The sequence below is a fragment of the Psychromonas sp. genome, from assembly GCF_041586535.1.
In the GTDB taxonomy this organism is placed as follows: domain Bacteria; phylum Pseudomonadota; class Gammaproteobacteria; order Enterobacterales; family Psychromonadaceae; genus Psychromonas.
Genome location: NZ_JBFGZY010000019.1, coordinates 17,173 through 36,215, shown reverse-complemented (window position 1 = coordinate 36,215; position 19,043 = coordinate 17,173). Strand labels below are relative to the sequence as shown.

Below are 19,043 nucleotides of genomic sequence, written 5' to 3'. Positions count from 1 at the left end.
GGTGCTGAGTGTGTCGTTGAAAAAGTAAAAAATGTTACGGCCATTAATTCAACTGATCCGGCAATTGTAAAACTGATTGCAGAGTCTGATTTGGTGACTACTGCGGTAGGCCCTACGGTTTTAAATATTATTTCAAAAACGATTGCCGATGCTATCGAACTGCGCTTAAACAGCGGCAACAAAGCGCCGTTAAACATTATCGCCTGTGAAAATATGGTGCGTGGAACCAGCCAATTAAAAGCACAAGTATTTAAGCACTTACCTGAGTCTTTACATGCACAGAGTGATCAGACAATCGGTTTTGTTGACTCTGCTGTGGATCGTATTGTACCGCCGGCCGAGGCGGGTGAAACCGATCCGTTAGCAGTAACCGTTGAAACCTTTAGCGAATGGATTGTGGATCAAACCCAGTTTAAAGGTGAGATTCCGGAAATTCCCGGAATGGAAAAAACTGATAACTTAATGGCCTTTGTTGAGCGTAAACTATTTACTCTTAATACCGGTCATTTAATTACTGCTTACCTGGGTGTACTTGCAGGTCACGAAACGATTAAAGATGCCATTGAAGATCCTGCTATCCGCGCTGATGTGACTGCCGCAATGCAGGAAAGTGGTGAAGTTTTAATCCGCCGTTACGGTTTTGATCCACAAGCGCATGCTGCTTATATTCAAAAAATATTGGGTCGTTTTGCCAACCCGTATTTACGTGATGAAGTGGATCGTGTCGGTCGCCAACCAATCCGTAAATTAAGTGAAAATGATCGTTTAATTAAACCGTTAAATGGTACATTAGAATATGGTTTACCCAATGCGCATTTAATTAAAGGTATCGCAGCTGCCTTTTTATATAAAAATGATGATGATCCACAAGCCGTTGAGTTACAAGCTATGTTTGCTGAAAAAGGCTTAGCAGAAACATTGGCGCATTACTCTGGCCTCGCTGTTGACAGTGAAACCGTTAAACTCGTCGAAGAAGCTTACCAAAGCCTGAAATAATCCCTTAATTCAAGTGCCGCTTGTTGCGGCACTTATGCATTCTATTAGAAAAAGCTATGTCTGAGTTTACCCGATTAAAATTTGATATTGATGTTGTAGAAACGCTTTCTGAGGCAGCAACAGCATATGATTTTTTTACCGCCAGTTTTGATCTCTTTGAAGATGCCGTCGATATTCTTATTCAGAATGTCTTCAGAAAAGATGATTATGCAGTCAAATATGCCGTTGAACCCCTGCTCAGTAGCGATGGTCCACTGGCGCATTTATCTATCAGAATAAAACTCTTGTACGGCTTAGGGTTGTTATCGCAGGACTCATATCAGGATATTGAAGCATTTATTGAATTAAAAGAGTTTGTAAGATCTGATAAAGAATCAATTGAGTTTATCTCACCGTCAATTCTCGAGCGCTTAAAGTCGATCAGAGCAATGAGCAGTGTTATGCCGCCCAGTGTGTATGAGCAGCAACCCGAAGAAAGTTCTCATTATATCGTGAAGATGAAACTGGAGCAGAGTAAAAATATCATCAAGTCATCATTGATTTTAGCTATCACTGACATTATAAAAGAGCTGCATAAAGATACGCCGCTAAGTTAACTCTTCGATATTAGCGCTTCACGATTTATTAAACCTACCATTTATTCAATTAAGTCACGCCTTTTATACCGTTGCACATAATCTTAAGATCATTGCCAGACTGATAGTTGCTGATAGTCTTTGCTGCGCACCTCATTCATAAAGTCTATTTTATGATAAAGCGGATTGCTCTTTTGACATGGTTCCGCTTAATTGAATAATGGCTTGTAATGCAAATTAACTGACTACATTGCCGTTAGGGTTACCCGATGCAAAACTTTGTAAGTTATGCAAAGTGGTTTGCGCAATACTGGTTAACGCCTCTTTGGTTAAAAATGCCTGATGCCCGGTAAAAATAACGTTGTGGCAGGAAGATAAGCGGCGAAATACATCATCGGTGATAATCTCACTGGAGTGGTCATTAAAAAACAGTGAATCTTCTTCTTCGTAAACATCTAAACCCAATCCGCCAATTTTCCCCTGTTTTAAAGCTTCTATTGAGTCTTTAGCATTTATTAAAGCGCCGCGACTGGTGTTAATGATCGTCACACCATCTTTCATCTTCGCAAAAGACTCTTCATTGAGCAGGTGGCGATTATCCCCGGTAAGCGGGCAATGCAGCGTGATAGCATCACTGTGAGTGAATAATTCATTTAAGGAGACATACTCCGCGCCCAGTCCAAGAGCCTGATTTGAAGGGTAGGGGTCATAGGCTAATATCTTACAGCCGAATCCTTTTAGAATACGCATCGCCGCAATGCCTATTTTACCCGTGCCGATCACCCCGACAGTTTTACCGAACATATTAAACCCAACCAATCCTTCCAATGAAAAATTAGCATCACGGGTACGCTGATAAGCTTTATGAATCCGTCTGTTAAGGGTCATCATTAACGCGATAGCATGCTCGGCAACGGCTTCCGGAGAGTATGCCGGAACGCGCATGACAGTCAGCCCTAACTGTTTACTGACCTGTAAATCGACATTATTAAAACCGGCGCAGCGCATTAATATCAATTTAACCCCAAGTTGAGCGAGTTCAGTTAATACGGGGCCGGATAAATCATCGTTGACAAATGCGCAGATCGCGTCGTAGCCATTAGCCAGTTGACTGGTATGAATATCTAAGCGGGTATCAAAATAGTTTATTTGTATTGCTTCCTGCTGAGGGGGAAACAGTGGGTCAAAATGTTGAATGTCATAACTGCGGGTACTGAACATGGCAATTTTCATAATAGTAGTTCCTAATGTGGAAAAAAATAATATCAACAGTTTTTGCTAACCGGGCAAAACCATGAATGTAACACGTTATTTTCTGACTAAAAAAGTAGCTGTAGAGATATTATTAACATAGACTTTTTTATTATTCTACTGCGAGTGGCTCACCTCTCTACTGAACTTTTACAATAAGGCGTTTTATGCATCTCTGTTTTTCTATCACTGCACACGGCTTTGGTCATGGGGCTATTTCATGTGCTGTTATCAACAAAATAAAACAAAACTACCCGGAGAGTAAAATTACGGTGCTCAGCTTGCTTCCCATGACCTATTTATCGTCCCGCATAAAGGGGGAATATAAGTTAATTCCGCTAGGTAACGATTTTGGCATGTTAATGCATTCCCCCATAGAGGTTGATCGTAAAGCGAGTGCGCTCAAGTACCTGGCTTTATACAATAACTGGGATCAGGCAGTTGAACAGGAAAAACAGATTTTACAAGCAATTAAACCAGATTGTCTGATCAGTAATATCTCTCCGATCAGCCTGGCTGCCGCCATCTCCCTGAAGATCCCTACCGCATCGGTTGCCCCTTTTAATTGGGCGCAAATCTATCAGGCTTATTGTCTGGATCCTTTGGAACCGGAAAAAAATCTGGCTAAATCGATTTTTGATAAAATGGCCTCTATTTATCAACGGGTTAATTTTATTTACAAACCGCTGCCATCGGTACCGTTTAACCCTGCAGACGAAATACAGATCGCCAGTATCTGTGATGTCCCTGCACAGTCATCATTACGGTTATTGCATAAATTACCCTCGTCAGTAAAAAAAATTGGGCTGATCGCTTTGGGTGGTTTACCGATGCAACTTGATCTAAAAAACTGGCCGCGTATCGAGGGATGGCACTGGCTGGTGGATCAGCAGGAAGATCAGTTGCGTGGCGATATGAGCCAGCTTAGCCAGCTGGAAATGCCTTTTTTAGAATTACTGGCAAACAGTGATCTTATTTTAACCAAACCCGGATACGGTACTTATTGTGAAATAGCGGTCCTCGCAGCCCACCAGAAAGTCAGGGTCATTACTCTCGAACGCCCGGACTGGCCGGAAACCCCTTTTTTAAACGCTTTTTTAAGATCTCGGGTACCTCTTGCTGAGGTCTCAATATCGCAGCTAAAAAGAGCAATCTTAAGGGGTATTATTGAGCAATTAGAGGGGCTGGATTATCCACAAATCGGGCTTTGTGAAGATGGTGCCCAGCAATTAACTGAGCATTTAATGAAGCAGTTGTAATACCAAATCCGATAATTATCTATTCATTTATGCTTGTTAAAATGAATGCTAGCCAGACATAAAACTACGTTTTAGTCTTTGTTATTGATTTGATTCAGAACGTCCTGTTCTTCACCACTTTGTGGCCAGCTAAAGCTGTTCAAAATCGTTCCATACGATTTTGTGTAATTAGAACAACTGGTTACTGCAATCAATGCCTTGCTTTCATCCATTTTTCCTACGCCTAAATAGATCATCTAATTAACGGAATTGGTATAACTCTGTTTGCTTTTCTATTTTGAATAAAAAGCCGGTTAAGCTGATCGCTTAACCGGCTTTAGTGGTGCTTGACGAAAACTTAAACGAGTGCTTCTGTTAGCTGCGGTCCTGCGGAAACAAGCGCCAGACCTTCAGGCTTATCGGTATAACGAGCAAAGTTTTTAATAAACAGGTTCGCTAACTCTTCTGCTTTTACTTCCCATTCAGCCGGTGTTGCGTAGGTGTTGCGCGGATCCAGAATAGCGCTATCAACATTTGGTAGTGCTAATGGTACTTCAAGATTGAAGTACGGTACTATTTTAGTTTCCGCTTTTTCAATCGAGCCGTCCAGGATAGCATCGATAATGCCGCGTGTATCCTGGATTGAGATACGTTTACCTGTGCCATTCCAGCCGGTATTTACCAGATACGCTTGAGCACCGCAGGCTTCCATACGTTTCACTAACTGCTCTGCGTATTTTGTCGGATGCAGGGTTAAAAAGGCAGCCCCGAAACAAGCAGAGAAAGTTGGTGTCGGCTCTGTAATACCACGCTCAGTGCCAGCAAGTTTTGCCGTGAAACCTGATAAGAAGTGATACTGCGTTTGTTCTTTAGTCAGTTTGGAAACTGGCGGCAGAACACCAAAAGCATCCGCGGTTAAGAAAATCACTTTTTGTGCATGACCACCTTTTGAAACGGGTTTGACAATGTTTTTTATATGGTCGATAGGATATGAAACACGTGCATTTTCAGTTTTACTCGCATCATCATAATCAACCACGCCGTCGGGACCGACAACCACATTTTCGAGCAGTGCGTCGCGTTTAATCGCATGGTAAATATCCGGCTCGGCTTCTGCACTCAAGCGGATTGTTTTCGCGTAACAGCCGCCTTCAAAGTTAAATACCCCATCATCGTCCCAGCCATGTTCGTCATCACCAATTAATTTGCGTCTGGAATCCGTGGAAAGGGTGGTTTTGCCGGTGCCGGATAAGCCGAAGAAAATGGCGGTATCGCCTGCTTCACCGACATTGGCTGAGCAGTGCATAGAAGCCATACCTTTAAGCGGCAGCAGGTAATTCATCACCGAGAATAACCCTTTTTTCATCTCCCCACCGTACCAGGTTCCGCCTATTACCTGAATCTTTTCTGTTAAATTGAAGGCAACAAAGTTTTCCGAGTTTAATCCGTGTGACTTCCACTCCGGATTGGTGGTTTTAGAACCATTCATAACAACGAAATCAGGCTCAAAATCAACCAGTTCATCCTGAGTAGGGCGAATAAACATATTGGTCACAAAATGTGCCTGCCAGGCAACTTCCATTATAAAGCGTACTTTTAATCGGGAGTTCTCGTTGGCACCACAAAACGCATCGATAACAAAGAGGCGTCGATTGGAAAGATCTTTTGTTACTATCTGTTTTAAATAATCCCAGGTTTCCTGATCGATTGCTTTGTTATCATTTTTCCCCTGATCACTCCACCAAATCGTATCGCGGGTTGTATCATCTTTTACAATATATTTATCTTTGGGTGAGCGTCCGGTAAAAATTCCGGTATCAACGGCAACGGTACCGCTGGAAGTGACTGTGCATTTTTCAAAACCTTGCAAATGTTCTGACATCTCCTCGTCAAATAGCTTTTCATAACTTGGGTTGTAGATAACTTCAGAAACATTTTTGATACCGTACTTACTTAATTTTTCAGCAGAAAATGTGTTGGTCATGGTCATATTCAGTTTCCCTTAAGTAGTTTAATAAAATGGTTAGAAATGATTTCAGCGGATATACTCTCGCCTGTAAAGTGGATAAAAATCATGTTCACAGAGTAAAATATTCGGAGGTTGCTTGGAGAGATCCAGTTCAAATAACAAGCTATTTTTATAAAAAAAATAGAGCATTTATATCAAGAATGTGAAGGGTCAGGGATTTCTGTTTATTAAAGCTGCGCTTTAATCTGGAAAGTTATTCTTCTTTTGTCCGGACGTGCTGAGCTTTCGGGATTGTTTTTGCAGCAGTTTGTAGGTTCTTTATACAAGGCAGAGGCTGTGTGGTGTAGTTATTCTACATAAGCAGCCGATAACGCAGTAGAAAGGAGCGACCAACGCTGCCCGGAGGGTTTGGCTAAAAGCGTTTTACTCTTTGTTGCGAGGAGTTTACTTAGAATGACTAAGCTACACCCCCCGCTTCGTGATTAAAACGCTTTTATCCCGAACAAAAATTAACAGCGAAAGGTCAACAGACCCTAATAAAGAGTTAGTGTTTTAGGGGATGATCGCCATTTAATAATATTTGCAGATCGTCTTTTTCAAAGTGGTAATTGCTGCCGCAATATTCACAGTGCATCTCGATGCTGCCTTGCTCTTTTAGCATTTCCAGGATCTCTTCCGGCGTAATTGATGCTAGTGATGCTAAGCAGCGATCTTTTGAGCAGCTGCATTTAAAGCTGATTGGTTGCGCCTCAAATAAGCGCACTTTTTCCTGGTGGTATAAGCGATATAATAATTCGTCATTGGCGAGGCTATATAATTCCTCTTCTTGCACGGTAGAGGCTAATGCTGAAACATGTTGAAATTCTTGTTCATCGTTTTGACCTACAGCAGGTAAGGTTTGTAATAATAACCCCGCGGCTTGTGCTTTGTTTTGGCTGCTGGCATGTAAAATAATACGCGTTGCTAACTGTTCAGACTGGATAAAATAATCTTCTAAACATTCACTTAATGAAGCTTTATCTAAGGCGACAATACCCTGATAGCGTTCACCGGCTTCAGGAGAAATAGTGATCATCAAATGTCCTTTACCAATGAGATCTTTAAAAGACAGCCCCGCTGTTTCACCATCAACACGCGCGGTACCGCGCAATTCCTGATCTTGATTGGCATTGATCACCGCTAAACTTAACGGACCATCACCTTGTAGTTGTACGGTTATTTTACCGGCAAACTTTAATGTTGCGGTAATCAGGCTGGTAGCGATTAATAATTCGCCAAGAAGATTCGCTACCTCAAGGCTGTAATCATGTTTTTTAATAATTTCGTTAAAGCTGTTGTGGGCTTGGGCAATCTCACCGCGAATTTGGTAGTCTTCAAAAATAAAGCGTTGTAATTGGTCAGTCATGGTATTTTTACTCTCTGTTAAAGTTCTTTTTGTATGATGCGCATCAGGCCGAGTGTTTTGATTTAAGCTTAATCATAATTAGCAGAGTTACGTTGCGCTTTAGCCTGAATTAACTCTCGGCGTTGTTTTTTATTTGGTTTGCGATCCGGATGCGGTGCATTTTGCAGGCTTAGTTTACGCAATGTTTGGTATTCTTCGCGTTTTTTTATACTTTCTGCTGTTTCTTTGTATAAGGTTTCTGCAATTGGCGCCGCACGGCGTTGATCTGCTAATGCTTCCACGACGACTTGTTTGATCATATCTCCCTGACGGATTGATAATATCGCCCCAAGCTCGACAACCTTGCTCGCTTTGCCGCGTTGCCCGTTGTAATGCACTTTACCGCCCTGAATCATATCGCGTGCTATGCTGCGGGTTTTATAAAAACGTGCGGCCCACAACCATTTATCTAAACGAATTTTTTTATCTGTCATTTTTCAACCTTCAGTGATAAAAGTTGAGTATAACAAATAAGTGTTTTTCACCATGACTTTTTTGCACAGGCCTGTAAATAAACAATCACTTGTTTAAATAATGTTAATATTTGCTTTGTGTTCTTTTCTTATTCACACTTTAGGAGTTATTTGATCTCTGAAATAGAGGTCAATCTTGGATTTTAGCTATAATCAATGGGAATCAATAATGATATCGGGCGATAAACAAACCGTTCCTTATAAATAAAGAAGTTACGAGCTATCGCAACAGTTTTATTTTAGAATAATAGCTGTATATCAATAAGCTATATAAAAACAGGATCTTTTAAGTGCCGTTAACTATTTTTTTGCAAAAGCTGCCAAATACCATAGCGATCATTTTGAGTGCTTTATTGGCATACCAACTTGCTTTATTCACTTGGTCTTTATTACCTGCTGAAAAATCGGCAGTAGAATGGGTTGCACCTGAAACCGAGCTGGAAAATAGTGCCGGCAGCACGGATCTGGCTACGCTAAAAGCACTAAACCTTTTTGGACAAAGTGTAAAACCTGATACGCTGCCTAAAAAAACTCCGGTGCCCGAGGTTATGGGTAAAACAACATTAAATTTGACTTTGGTTGGTGTGGTTGCGGCTTCAGATCCCTTCTATTCAAGCGCTATTATTTCCTACAAAGGTAAACAGGATAGCTATTTTATTGATTCTAAGATAGAAGGCACCAGTGCTTCTGTTCAGGAAATTTATCCGGATCGTATTGTTCTTGATGAGAATGGGGTCTACCGGATTTTAATGCTGGATGGCCTTGAGGCAGATGTTCAACAGCAAAACCTGCAGTCCCGTCAACCAGTCAGCAGGACTGAAAATGGTGGCAGCAACCAGCCTACTCCGGTTGACTTGAACCGTGATGAATTATTAAAAGATCCCAGCAAGCTAACTAATTACATTAATATTTCTCCGGTACGAGAGGATGGTGAAATAAAAGGCTACCGTGTCAACCCCGGTAAAGATCCTGCTTTATTCGAACAGGCCGGTCTAGAGAACGGAGATTTAGTTATTGAGTTAAATGGTATTGATCTGACTGATATGGCAGAGTCAATGTCTTTATTAAAAGAATTTCCAACGATGACAGAGATTAGTTTAACCGTTGACCGTGAAGGACAGTTATATGATCTTTATCTGAGTATTCCATAGTTTAAGCGTATTATGATGACAATCATTATTTTAGATAATAAATAGCCAGTCTAAAATTAAAATATAAATTTGGAGTTTTAATCAAGATGAACGATTTCTGGATGAAAAAAAAGTTATCTAAGCCATTAATTTTTAGTTTGTGTCTTTTTTGGGCTGGTTTCGCGGGCAGTACATCTGCAACCGAATATTCGGCCAGTTTTAAAAATGCGGATATTAATGAGTTTATTAATATCGTTGGTAAAAATTTAAATAAAACGATTATTTTAGATCCCACTGTGCGTGGCAGTATCAACGTACGCAGTTACGATTTATTGAATGAAAAGCAATATTATCAGTTTTTCTTAAATGTGTTGGAGGTTTATGGTTTCGCCATTGTTGAAATGGACAACGGCATAATCAAAGTGATTAAATCCAAGGATGCTAAAACATCTGCTATCCCGGTTGTTGATGATGGCAGATCCCATACCGGCGATTTGATGGTGACTCGGGTTGTTCCCGTAACCAATGTCTCAGTACGGGAGCTGGCACCTCTATTACGCCAATTAAATGATAACGCAGGGGGCGGAAACGTTGTCCATTACGATCCGTCTAATGTACTGATGATAACCGGGCGGGCAGCGGTTGTTAATCGCTTGGTGGAGATTGTCAACCGGGTTGATAAAGCGGGTGACCAGGAAGTTGATATCGTTAAACTTAAATTTGCCAGCGCATTAGAGATGGTGAATATCGTCAATTCCATTCAAAAATCTTCAAGTAGTTCAAAAAGTTCTTCATCCAGTGTGTTAGAGCCTCGATTAGTGGCGGATGAACGTACTAACTCACTTATTATCAGCGGAGAACCTAAAACCCGTGCGCGTATTGTGAAATTGGTTAAATCTTTAGATGATGAGTTACTCAATCAGGGGAATACCCGGGTTTTTTACCTTAAATATGCCAATGCGCAAGAGGTTGTTGATGTATTAAAAGGGGTCAGCAGCAGTCTTGGTGCCCCGGAAAGCTCGGCAAAATCAGGGGCGCCTACTGCGGAGTTGAGCATCGAAGCGCATGAAGGGACTAACGCCATCGTTATTTCGGCTCAACCGGCGTTGATGTCATCATTGACCAGTATTATCCGGCAGTTAGATATCCGCAGGGCGCAGGTCTTAGTTGAAGCGATCATTGTTGAAGTTGCTGAAGGTGATGGTATTAACCTCAATGTTCAATGGGGTGCGCTTAGTGGCGGTACGCTTAGTGGCGGTTCGCAATTTCAGGATAATGGCGTAAGCGTGGGAGAAATTTATGCCGGTTCGCTGGATGAAGATGACGCTGTTTCAGCAATCAGCCAGATTTCCGGGGGGATCGCCGGCTTTATCAGTTCTGACTGGGGGGTTGTCCTGCAGGCATTAAGTACTGCGACCAGCTCCAATATCTTAGCGACGCCGAGTATTACAACCCTGGATAATCAGGAAGCGAGTTTTGTGGTTGGTGATGAGGTACCTGTGTTAACAGGATCGACTTCCAGTTCCAGTAACGATAATCCCTTTACCACCATTGAGCGGAAAGAGATTGGTACTAAATTAACCGTGACACCGCAGATCAATGAAGGGGACTCCGTACAGATGATTATTGAACAGGAAGTCTCAAATATAACAAATGATACTTCTGCAGTGGATGTTATTTTTGCAACACGCTCGGTGAAAACAACTGTATTGGCAAAATCAGGTGAAACCATAGTCATTGGTGGCCTGATAAATGACGAAGTGCAGGAGTCGGTTCAAAAAGTGCCTTTATTGGGTGATATTCCCCTGTTAGGCCACCTGTTCCGTTCCACTAGTAGTACGACGGAAAAACGTAACCTGATGATCTTTCTGCGCGCCACTATTATCCGTGATGATCAAACCATGATGGATCTCAGTATGCGTAAGTACAGCTTAATTCGTGCCATTCAGCAGGGACAGCGTGATGACGGTATAGATTTAATGCCTAATGCCGTTCCGCCTGTGCTGCCGGAATGGGGGAAAAGCCAGGAAATAAACCCTGATTATTTCACCGAGTCAGAAGGGCAGATTATCTACCGTGGTAGCAATAGCAAGGGAGTGCAATAATGACCACGCTTGAGCATGAAGTTTTGCAGACGGCACAGATAGAGGATCCTGATTTTATTGAGGTTACGCCTGGCGGACAACTGCCTTTTCAGTTTTCGAAAAAACATGAATTAGTTATTTTTTACGATGAGAAAAAGGTTCAGCTTTGTTTTAAAAAAGTGCCCGCTGCTGAGTTAATACTTGAAGTCCGTCGCGCCATTGGGTGTGAGTTTACCCTGCAGCAGGTAAATAAAGAGCGCTTTGAACAGTTGGTAACCATTGCTTATCAATCTTCCTCTTCGCAGGCGCAGCAATTAATGGAAGATATCGGCAGTGATAACTTTTTCACTCTGGCGGAAGAGTTACCCAAGGATGAAGATTTATTAGAAACACAGGATGATGCCCCGATAATTAAGTTAATTAACGCTATGCTGGGTGAGGCCATTAAAGATGAAGCCTCTGATATTCACATCGAAACCTTTGAAAACAGTCTGGTGATACGTTTTCGTATTGATGGGGTTTTGCGAGAAATACTCAAACCGCAGCGTAAGTTGGCTAACCTGTTGGTTTCCCGTATAAAAGTTATGGCGAAACTGGATATTGCCGAAAAACGCTTGCCCCAGGATGGCCGTATTTCCATCCGTATTGGCGGGCGGGCGGTGGATGTGCGTGTTTCAACCATGCCTTCCAGTCATGGCGAACGGGTGGTATTACGTTTATTAGATAAAAATGCCATTAAGTTGGATCTTGCAACCTTGGGGATGACAGAAAAAAACCACCAGCGGATCAGAGAACTTATCCATAAACCCCATGGTATCATTCTGGTCACAGGACCGACGGGGTCGGGTAAAAGCACCACCCTGTATGCCGGTTTATTAGAGATAAATTCCACAGACCGTAATATTCTCACCGTTGAAGATCCGATTGAATATGCTATTGATGGCATTGGCCAAACTCAGGTAAATACAAAAGTAGATATGACATTTGCCCGCGGTTTGCGCGCGATTCTGCGCCAGGATCCCGATGTGGTTATGATTGGGGAAATTCGTGACCTGGAAACGGCGCAGATAGCTGTACAAGCTAGTTTGACCGGCCATCTGGTTTTATCAACTCTGCATACCAATACGGCCTTAGGTGCAGTAACACGTTTACGTGACATGGGAATAGAACCCTTTCTTCTATCTTCGAGTTTGTTGGGAGTGCTTGCGCAACGGCTGGTAAGGCGTTTATGTCCGAGCTGTAAACAGCCGCATAAAACAACAACACAGGAAAATCAGATTTTAGGTTTGCCGGCAAATGACGATGCGATTATCTATCGCGCAGTGGGCTGTGCTGTCTGTAATCAAAGTGGATACAGAGGGCGTACCGGTATTCATGAACTGGTGGTGGTTGACGAAGATGTTCGCGAATTAATCCATTCCGGTGCGGGAGAGCAGGCTGTGGAAAAATCAATTCGTCAACATACCCCCAGTATTCGTGATGATGGTTTAGCAAAAGTCTTAGCGGGAATAACCACATTGGAAGAGATTCTTCGCGTAAGCAGAGAGGATTAATGTGGCAACATTTACTTACAAAGCAATTGATGACCGGGGAAAGCAGACAAAGGGCACGACGGAAGCTGATTCGGCGCGTTTATTGCGCCAACAGTTACGCGCTTCCGGCTTAATCCCGCTCGAAGTTGAGGTGGTTAGTAATAAGTCGTCCAAAAGCGGGGCAACTTTATTCAGCCATAAAATAAAAACAGCTGACTTAGCCTTAATTACACGGCAATTATCAACTTTGGTTGCATCTGCCATTCCTATTGAAGAATGCTTACATGCAGTGGCTGAGCAGTGTGATAAACCTAAAATAAAAGCAATGATTGCAGCGGTTCGGGGCGGTGTTCTGGAAGGACATAGTCTGGCTGACAGTATGCGCGCATTTCCGTTGATTTTTGATAACCTGTTCTGCTCAATGGTTGCCGCCGGTGAAAAATCCGGGCACCTTGATAAGGTTCTGGAGCGTTTAGCAGACTACGCAGAACAACGCCAGGAGATGAAAAGCAAAATGATGCAGGCGCTGATTTATCCGCTGGTATTAACATTAGTTGCTATTTCTGTTGTGGTCATTTTATTAACCTCCGTCGTACCTCAGGTCGTCGGGCAGTTTGAACATATGCAGGCCGATTTACCGGCCTCGACCAAGTTTCTGATTGCCGCCAGTGATGCTGTAAATAGTTACGGTTTATATTTTGTGATTGTTATTGTTGCAGCGCTGATGATTGTCAAACGCTTACTTAAAAAACCGAAAAACCAGTTGTTATTCGATCAGAAGCTGCTTAATCTCCCGGTTATTGGCCGTGTTGCCAACGAACTTAATACAGCCCGCTTTGCACGGACCTTGAGTATCTTAAATAGCAGCGCAGTGCCGTTATTAGAGGCAATGTCGATAGCCGGAAATGTACTCAGTAACCAGTTTATCCGCCTAAAAGTAGGGGAAGCGACAGAGCGCGTCCGCGAGGGGACAAGTCTGGGACGTGCCTTAGACAGTACAAAACTATTTCCCCCGATGATGCTGCATATGATAATAAGTGGGGAGCGCAGCGGAGAACTTGGTAATATGCTTGAACGATCTGCTGATAATCAGGACAAACAGTTTGCCGCACAGGTAACAATCGCACTGGGTATTTTTGAACCCGCGCTGGTGATCTCAATGGCAGGTATCGTTTTATTTATCGTCATGGCAATATTACAGCCGATATTACAGTTGAATAATATGGTGTCGGGTTAATTAAAATAATATTAGTAAAACGAGCACAGAGCTTAAAATTAAATAACAAAGTTTAGGAGCAAGATAGTGATAAACAGTAAAGCAGAGAACAAACAACAAGGTTTTACCTTGCTTGAGATTATGGTGGTTATCGTCATATTAGGCATATTAGCTTCCCTGGTTGTGCCTAATTTGATGGGTAATAAAGATAAAGCGGATCGTCAAAAAGTAGTATCAGATGTGATCGCATTAGAAAATGCGTTAGATATGTATCGCTTGGATAACAGTAATTACCCCTCTACGGATCAGGGGCTGGATGCATTAGTGTCAGAGCCAAGCGGCGATCCAACACCGCGAAATTACCGTGACGGAGGCTACATTAGACGCCTTCCGCAGGATCCATGGGGAAATGATTATGTGTTAATCAGCCCCGGAGAACAGGGAGCAATTGATGTTTTTTCAGTCGGTCCAGACGGCGAAGAGGGCTCCGATGATGATCTCGGCAACTGGAACTTAGATGGTCAATAAGCGTTTCGTTCGTGTATAAAAAGTTGTTAAATCATAGCCGGCAAAGTGGTTTCACCTTACTTGAAGTGATGCTGGTGGTGTTAGTAATAGGCATGGCATCACTTACGGTTGTTATGACACTGCCTGGTAATTTAACCTCTGAAAATAATGTCGGCTGGCAGGCACAGCGTTTTGCGAGCATATTACAATTTGCTGAAGATGAAGCGCTTATTTCAGGCAATGAACTTGCACTGGTCATTGAAAAAAACAGTTATCAATTTGCTGTTTATAATTATGAAAAACAACTCTGGTTTGCTGCCGTCGTGGGGGGAAAACAGGGGAAAATTCAATTGCCAGAGTCGATTAATATTGAATATAGCCTGTCTGATTCAGTCTGGGGAGAGATTAACAATCAGGAGCAAGACAGCTTTATTGAGGAACAGGAACGAGTTGATATTGATGAAGACCGCCAGCAAAGCTTAAAGCCACAAGTTTATGTGATGTCCAGCGGAGAAGTTTCCCCTTTCACACTGGTCTTTACAGATGTTGATAATGTTTCAGAAAAACAGTCTGTTACAGTTTCTGTTTCGATGAACGGCAGTATTTCTATCACTGAGTTGAGCGCCGAATGAACAAAATAAAACATCCGCTTATACGTAAATATACCGGTATGACCTTACTCGAGGTTCTGCTGGCATTAGTCATTTTATCCACGGCAGGGCTCGCTGTGATGAATGCAGCTTCCGGTGCAATCAATAACCAAACCTATTTGCAGGATAAAACCTTTGCATTATGGATTGCCAGTAATAGTTTGGTCGAGCTGAAGCTGCAGAAGCAATGGCCATCGGAAACCTGGCAGGAAGAGAGTGTTGATTTTGCTGGTAGCACCTGGTATTCGCGTTACCAAAGTGTTGCTACCGGTGATAATAATTTTAAAGCATTGGATGTCGAGGTAAGCGATAAAAAAGATGGTAAAGCTTTAGCTTACCTTAGGACCTACATTGCCAAATCATAATAGTGCAGGTAAAAAATCAGGAAAAGGCTTTACCCTGCTGGAAGTACTGGTAGCGATCATGATCTTTACGCTGTTAAGTTTAGCCGCCTACCAGGTATTGCAGGGGGTATTACGCAGCGGAGAAATAAGTAAAACACACAGTGAACGTTTAACAGAGCTGCAGCGTGCAATGCTTATTATTGAGCAGGATTTTACCCAGATGGTCGCTCGAAAATCACGCCAGGAGGGGCGCGATAAAGAGGATTTGCGTGCTCTCACTAGCGGTAAGGAGATCTTTTCTTCACAGGATCAGGGGATTGAATTTAACCGGCTCGGTTGGGCTAATCCCTTAGGATTATTGCCCCGCTCAAATATTGTACGCGTCAGGTACGTACTCCGGGACGGGCAACTGCAGCGGTTGTATTTTCTCTACCCTGATACCATTGCAGGTCAGGAACCTGAAACCCAAGTGTTATTAAAGGATATTGAGCAATTAAGTTTTCGTTTCTGGGATAATGGCTGGAAAAGCAGTTGGTCGTCAGCAGAAAAACTGCCTGAGGGAATCGAAATTAATTTTACCAGTAAACATTTTGCCGATATCCGCCGTGTTTTTTTAGTCTCCTCGGGTGAGGTGGTTGAATAATGACTGCATTGTACTATAAGCAGCAACGTGGTGTTGCATTGATTACCGTATTAATGATCTTAGCTATTATGGTCACTATCGCAGCGACAATGACAGGTCGTTTGACGCTCAGTTTAAAACGCACGGAAGGTTTAACTTTCTCACAAAAGGTGTACTGGTATGGCCAGGCATCTGCGCAGTTGGGAAAAAAGATTTTAGATGAGAATTTTTCCGATAGCAGTGTGGTGAGCCTGGATCAGATGTGGGCCACCCCGAATATGGTTTTTCCTTTAGAAAATGGTCAAATTGCCGGACGGATCAGAGATTTACGTAGCTGTTTTAATATTAATACAATGGCGGTTGCAGATCAGGGTGGAATTCCCGCATTGCCTTTGCGGCAATTTCAAAATCTATTGGAAGTGCTCGGGGTGAGTGAGTATGGAGCACAGATGATTGCCGAATCGACCCGCGATTGGATTGATGAAAATGACAGTAGTGATGCCGCCCTTGGTGCTGAAGATAGCTATTATCAGGCAAGGGATGTTGCTCATTTGACGGCTAATAATTTAATGACTGATATCAGTGAGTTGCGCAGTGTGCAGGGCGTTGGCCCAAAAACATATGAAAAAATAGAGCCTTATTTATGCGCTATTCCAAGCCGGGAACAAAAAATAAATGTTAATACGGTAGATATTGAACAAGTTGAAATATTATATGCTTTATTTAAAGACGAGCTGAATATTAGTCTTGATGATTTTAATAGTTTGCTGCAGGACAGACCAACCAGTGGCTGGGCAAATGCTGATGAGTTTTTTGCCATGAACATCTTTCAGGGGGTGACCATTACGGCACCGCTGAAAGCACAAATCAGTGTTAGCAGTGATTTTTTTCAACTAACCAGTATTGCAGCTTTTGAAGATCGTTTACTTGCCGTGGATTTAACCTTTCAGGTGAATGCAAAAAAAGCCGAAGTTATCCGTTACCAATCAGGCGGTATTAAATGAATTTAATGACTAAGATTAAACTAGGCCGGCAAAGTGTAAATTTGCAATTCAAGATGGAGAAATCTGGTGAATGAACGTTTAATAATTCGCTTGGCAAGCAGTGCTTCACAAAAAAATCATTGGCTTATATGGTCTGATAGTGAAAATGAAATTATAGCTTCGGGTGAGGTGGATAATGCCGAACAATTGAATTTGCTGACCGAAAAAGCATTGCAGCGCAGGGTAATATGTCTGCTGCCCGGTGTTGATGTTGCGCTTAAAAAAGTGGCTATAACAGGCGTTTTTAATCGCCAGATGCAGCAGGCATTGCCTTATTTAATTGAAGAAGAACTCGCCTCTGATGTAGAAAAACTGCATTTTAGTGTGCTGGCTAAAGAGACTGACCTTGTCTATGTGGCTATTTGTGATAAGCAAAAAATGCACCTCTGGCTGGAGTGGTTGGAAGATGCTCAAATCAAATGTAAGCAGTTTATTCCTGAAGGTTTAGCATTACCGCTATCTGAAGATGGACATTGGCAAGCGGTGCAGCTTGGAGAATCGTGGTTAATAAGAGAAACTGAAAATATTGCCTGGAGTTGTGAGTTGTCCATGCTCGAGGTCATCTTAGAAAGTAAATTAAAAAACTGCGCTGATCAGGATTCCATTCCTCAGATAGATAGTTACAGCCCGGTATTGGAAAATTCAGTTGGCCAATGGATCAACCTTGACCCTGTTTTACCCATGGAACTGCTCGCTATTGGAACCCAAAACAATAAGGTAAACATACTGACAGATGAATTTAAACAGTCAAAAGACGCGAATCAATATATTGAAAAGTGGCGAGTGCCGGCCATGATCGCGGTTATATTGTTACTTGTATCAATGCTCAGTATATACACTCAAACTTTAAAGGTTGAGTCACAAACGGCGATAATTAAGGAACAGGTTGAAACGCTTTATCGACAGGCCTTCCCGCGGGAGAGCCAATTACCATACGCGCGTATCAATAATAAACTTGAAGGAATGATGGCTAACCTCAAAGGCGATGCGGGAGGAGTTGGTTTTTTATCTATGCTCAATGACCTTTCTCCGGCAATTACTGTACAGAAAGACTTTAGAATTAATAATTTGAAGTATGACGGTAAAAAACAAGAGCTACAAATTGCGGTTACTGCTTCGAGTTTTCAGGCATTTGAAAAATTTAGCGCAACACTCCCGGCACATTTAAGCGCCGAGCAGGGGGCTTTGAATAATAGCCAAAGTGGTGTTAGCGGTACGCTCACGGTAAGGAGTAAATAATAGTGGAACGCTTTAACAGCTGGTGGGAAAGCATTAGTGAGAGAGAACAAAGGCTAGTGTCAGTTTCAATCTTTTTTATATTAGTCGCGGTAATTTATTGGGGAATGTGGCAGCCATTGTCAGCTAATCTCGAAACAAGTGAAAATCAATTACAGCGTGCACAGGAAGTATTATCGACAACGCAAGAGCGCGCCACGGTGCTGGTAAGAGCCGGTGCCGGGGGGGAGAAGGCAGTTAGTCAAAAGCAAAATTTAACTCAAATTGTTAATGTAACCGCCCGGCAAAATGATATTGTTTTTTCGCGAATTGTTAATCGCAACGAGCAGGTTGAAGTGCTTATTAATAATGTTGAATTTAATCTTTTTATCACTTGGTTATCAGTTCTAAGTGAAAAATATTCTGTGTCAGTGATCAATGCTGATATCTCAAAAACAGATGCGCAAGGCTATATCAAGGTAAACCGCCTGTTTCTTAGTTATTAGGGGCTGTTAATCTTTCGAGATTGTTTTTTCAGCAGTTTATTGGTTCTTTATACAAAGTAGAGCCTGTGCAGTGTAGTTACTCTATATAAACAGACGATAACGCAGTAGAAGGTACCAACAAGCGCGTCCGAAGCGGCGGTGCTTGTTGGGAGGTATTTGCTTAGATCACTCGGCGGCACCCTCCTCGCCGCGCTCAAAATGCTTTTATTTCGAAACAAAATTAACCGCGAAAAGTCAACAGACCCTAA

General features: G+C 42.4%; 19 protein-coding genes. 14 read left to right on the top strand and 5 right to left on the bottom strand.

The window, feature by feature from the left end; all coding sequences use genetic code 11:
• Window positions 1-996, top strand: a 996-nt coding sequence (locus ABZA00_RS03815; protein ID WP_372880820.1) for a mannitol-1-phosphate 5-dehydrogenase, incomplete at its 5' end; no start/stop codon positions are given.
• 56 nt (window positions 997-1,052) lie between these two features.
• The gene (locus ABZA00_RS03810; protein WP_372880819.1) at window positions 1,053-1,592 is read left to right on the top strand and encodes an MltR family transcriptional regulator; all 540 of its coding nucleotides are present in this window, start codon (window positions 1,053-1,055) and stop codon (window positions 1,590-1,592) included.
• Between the two features lie 216 nt (window positions 1,593-1,808).
• Here the strand turns inward: ABZA00_RS03810 and ABZA00_RS03805 are convergent, their stop codons facing one another.
• Window positions 1,809-2,804, bottom strand: a complete 996-nt coding sequence (locus ABZA00_RS03805) for a 2-hydroxyacid dehydrogenase (protein WP_372880818.1) — start codon at window positions 2,802-2,804, stop codon at window positions 1,809-1,811.
• 185 nt (window positions 2,805-2,989) lie between these two features.
• Between ABZA00_RS03805 and ABZA00_RS03800 the strand changes: the two genes are divergently transcribed.
• Window positions 2,990-4,081, top strand: a complete 1,092-nt coding sequence (locus ABZA00_RS03800) for a hypothetical protein (RefSeq protein ID WP_372880817.1) — start codon at window positions 2,990-2,992, stop codon at window positions 4,079-4,081.
• Between the two features lie 71 nt (window positions 4,082-4,152).
• Here the strand turns inward: ABZA00_RS03800 and ABZA00_RS03795 are convergent, their stop codons facing one another.
• The 4 genes from ABZA00_RS03795 to hslR form a co-directional block, all read right to left on the bottom strand.
• On the bottom strand, window positions 4,153-4,317 hold the full coding sequence (locus tag ABZA00_RS03795) for a hypothetical protein (protein ID WP_372880816.1): 165 nt from the start codon (window positions 4,315-4,317) through the stop codon (window positions 4,153-4,155).
• Window positions 4,318-4,418: 101 nt separating this feature from the next.
• On the bottom strand, window positions 4,419-6,050 hold the full coding sequence (gene pckA / locus ABZA00_RS03790; RefSeq protein WP_372880815.1) for a phosphoenolpyruvate carboxykinase (ATP): 1,632 nt from the start codon (window positions 6,048-6,050) through the stop codon (window positions 4,419-4,421).
• Between the two features lie 523 nt (window positions 6,051-6,573).
• Window positions 6,574-7,434 carry an Hsp33 family molecular chaperone HslO gene (gene hslO / locus ABZA00_RS03785; RefSeq protein ID WP_372880814.1) on the bottom strand — a complete coding sequence of 287 codons (861 nt, stop codon included), beginning with the start codon at window positions 7,432-7,434 and terminating at the stop codon, window positions 6,574-6,576.
• Between the two features lie 68 nt (window positions 7,435-7,502).
• Window positions 7,503-7,907: a ribosome-associated heat shock protein Hsp15 gene (gene hslR, locus ABZA00_RS03780; protein ID WP_372880813.1), complete on the bottom strand. Its 405-nt coding sequence runs from the start codon at window positions 7,905-7,907 to the stop codon at window positions 7,503-7,505.
• Between the two features lie 329 nt (window positions 7,908-8,236).
• Between hslR and gspC the strand changes: the two genes are divergently transcribed.
• The 11 genes from gspC to ABZA00_RS03725 all read left to right on the top strand — a co-directional run bounded on the left by gspC (window position 8,237) and on the right by ABZA00_RS03725 (window position 18,795).
• Entirely contained in the window at window positions 8,237-9,097 is an 861-nt protein-coding gene (gene gspC / locus ABZA00_RS03775) for a type II secretion system protein GspC (protein ID WP_372880812.1), read from the top strand.
• A gap of 101 nt (window positions 9,098-9,198) precedes the next feature.
• Window positions 9,199-11,181 carry a type II secretion system secretin GspD gene (gene gspD, locus ABZA00_RS03770; RefSeq protein ID WP_372880811.1) on the top strand — a complete coding sequence of 661 codons (1,983 nt, stop codon included), beginning with the start codon at window positions 9,199-9,201 and terminating at the stop codon, window positions 11,179-11,181.
• Window positions 11,181-12,713 (top strand): type II secretion system ATPase GspE, encoded by a 1,533-nt coding sequence (gspE, locus tag ABZA00_RS03765; protein ID WP_372880810.1) that lies wholly within the window; start codon window positions 11,181-11,183, stop codon window positions 12,711-12,713. The genes gspD and gspE overlap by 1 nt, the downstream gene beginning before the upstream one ends.
• A 1-nt stretch (window position 12,714) precedes the next feature.
• Window positions 12,715-13,929, top strand: coding sequence for a type II secretion system inner membrane protein GspF (gene gspF, locus ABZA00_RS03760; RefSeq protein WP_372880809.1), 1,215 nt, complete (start codon window positions 12,715-12,717; stop codon window positions 13,927-13,929).
• Window positions 13,930-13,998: 69 nt separating this feature from the next.
• Window positions 13,999-14,436 carry a type II secretion system major pseudopilin GspG gene (gspG, locus tag ABZA00_RS03755; protein ID WP_372880821.1) on the top strand — a complete coding sequence of 146 codons (438 nt, stop codon included), beginning with the start codon at window positions 13,999-14,001 and terminating at the stop codon, window positions 14,434-14,436.
• A gap of 11 nt (window positions 14,437-14,447) precedes the next feature.
• The gene (gene gspH, locus ABZA00_RS03750) at window positions 14,448-15,047 is read left to right on the top strand and encodes a type II secretion system minor pseudopilin GspH (protein ID WP_372880808.1); all 600 of its coding nucleotides are present in this window, start codon (window positions 14,448-14,450) and stop codon (window positions 15,045-15,047) included.
• The gene (gene gspI, locus ABZA00_RS03745; protein WP_372880807.1) at window positions 15,044-15,430 is read left to right on the top strand and encodes a type II secretion system minor pseudopilin GspI; all 387 of its coding nucleotides are present in this window, start codon (window positions 15,044-15,046) and stop codon (window positions 15,428-15,430) included. The genes gspH and gspI overlap by 4 nt, the downstream gene beginning before the upstream one ends.
• Window positions 15,417-16,052 (top strand): type II secretion system minor pseudopilin GspJ, encoded by a 636-nt coding sequence (gene gspJ / locus ABZA00_RS03740; RefSeq protein WP_372880806.1) that lies wholly within the window; start codon window positions 15,417-15,419, stop codon window positions 16,050-16,052. The genes gspI and gspJ overlap by 14 nt, the downstream gene beginning before the upstream one ends.
• A complete protein-coding gene (gene gspK, locus ABZA00_RS03735; RefSeq protein WP_372880805.1) occupies window positions 16,052-17,035 on the top strand; it encodes a type II secretion system minor pseudopilin GspK in 984 nt (327 codons plus the stop codon). Before gspJ ends, gspK begins: the two co-directional genes overlap by 1 nt.
• Before the next feature lie 66 nt (window positions 17,036-17,101).
• Complete coding sequence (gene gspL / locus ABZA00_RS03730; RefSeq protein WP_372880804.1) at window positions 17,102-18,313, top strand: type II secretion system protein GspL; 1,212 nt, start codon at window positions 17,102-17,104, stop codon at window positions 18,311-18,313.
• A gap of 2 nt (window positions 18,314-18,315) precedes the next feature.
• Window positions 18,316-18,795 carry a type II secretion system protein M gene (locus tag ABZA00_RS03725; RefSeq protein ID WP_372880803.1) on the top strand — a complete coding sequence of 160 codons (480 nt, stop codon included), beginning with the start codon at window positions 18,316-18,318 and terminating at the stop codon, window positions 18,793-18,795.
• Window positions 18,796-19,043 lie beyond the last annotated feature (248 nt).

Coding starts and splice junctions, on each gene's coding strand:
- gspD (WP_372880811.1), top strand. CDS start 9,199: ATGAAAAAAAAGTTATCTAAGCCATTAATTTTTAGTTTGTGTCTTTTT.
- gspE (WP_372880810.1), top strand. CDS start 11,181: ATGACCACGCTTGAGCATGAAGTTTTGCAGACGGCACAGATAGAGGAT.
- gspK (WP_372880805.1), top strand. CDS start 16,052: ATGACTGCATTGTACTATAAGCAGCAACGTGGTGTTGCATTGATTACC.
- hslR (WP_372880813.1), bottom strand. CDS start 7,907: ATGACAGATAAAAAAATTCGTTTAGATAAATGGTTGTGGGCCGCACGT.
- ABZA00_RS03810 (WP_372880819.1), top strand. CDS start 1,053: ATGTCTGAGTTTACCCGATTAAAATTTGATATTGATGTTGTAGAAACG.
- ABZA00_RS03805 (WP_372880818.1), bottom strand. CDS start 2,804: ATGAAAATTGCCATGTTCAGTACCCGCAGTTATGACATTCAACATTTT.
- pckA (WP_372880815.1), bottom strand. CDS start 6,050: ATGACCATGACCAACACATTTTCTGCTGAAAAATTAAGTAAGTACGGT.
- gspI (WP_372880807.1), top strand. CDS start 15,044: ATGAACAAAATAAAACATCCGCTTATACGTAAATATACCGGTATGACC.
- ABZA00_RS03795 (WP_372880816.1), bottom strand. CDS start 4,317: ATGATCTATTTAGGCGTAGGAAAAATGGATGAAAGCAAGGCATTGATT.
- ABZA00_RS03800 (WP_372880817.1), top strand. CDS start 2,990: ATGCATCTCTGTTTTTCTATCACTGCACACGGCTTTGGTCATGGGGCT.
- hslO (WP_372880814.1), bottom strand. CDS start 7,434: ATGACTGACCAATTACAACGCTTTATTTTTGAAGACTACCAAATTCGC.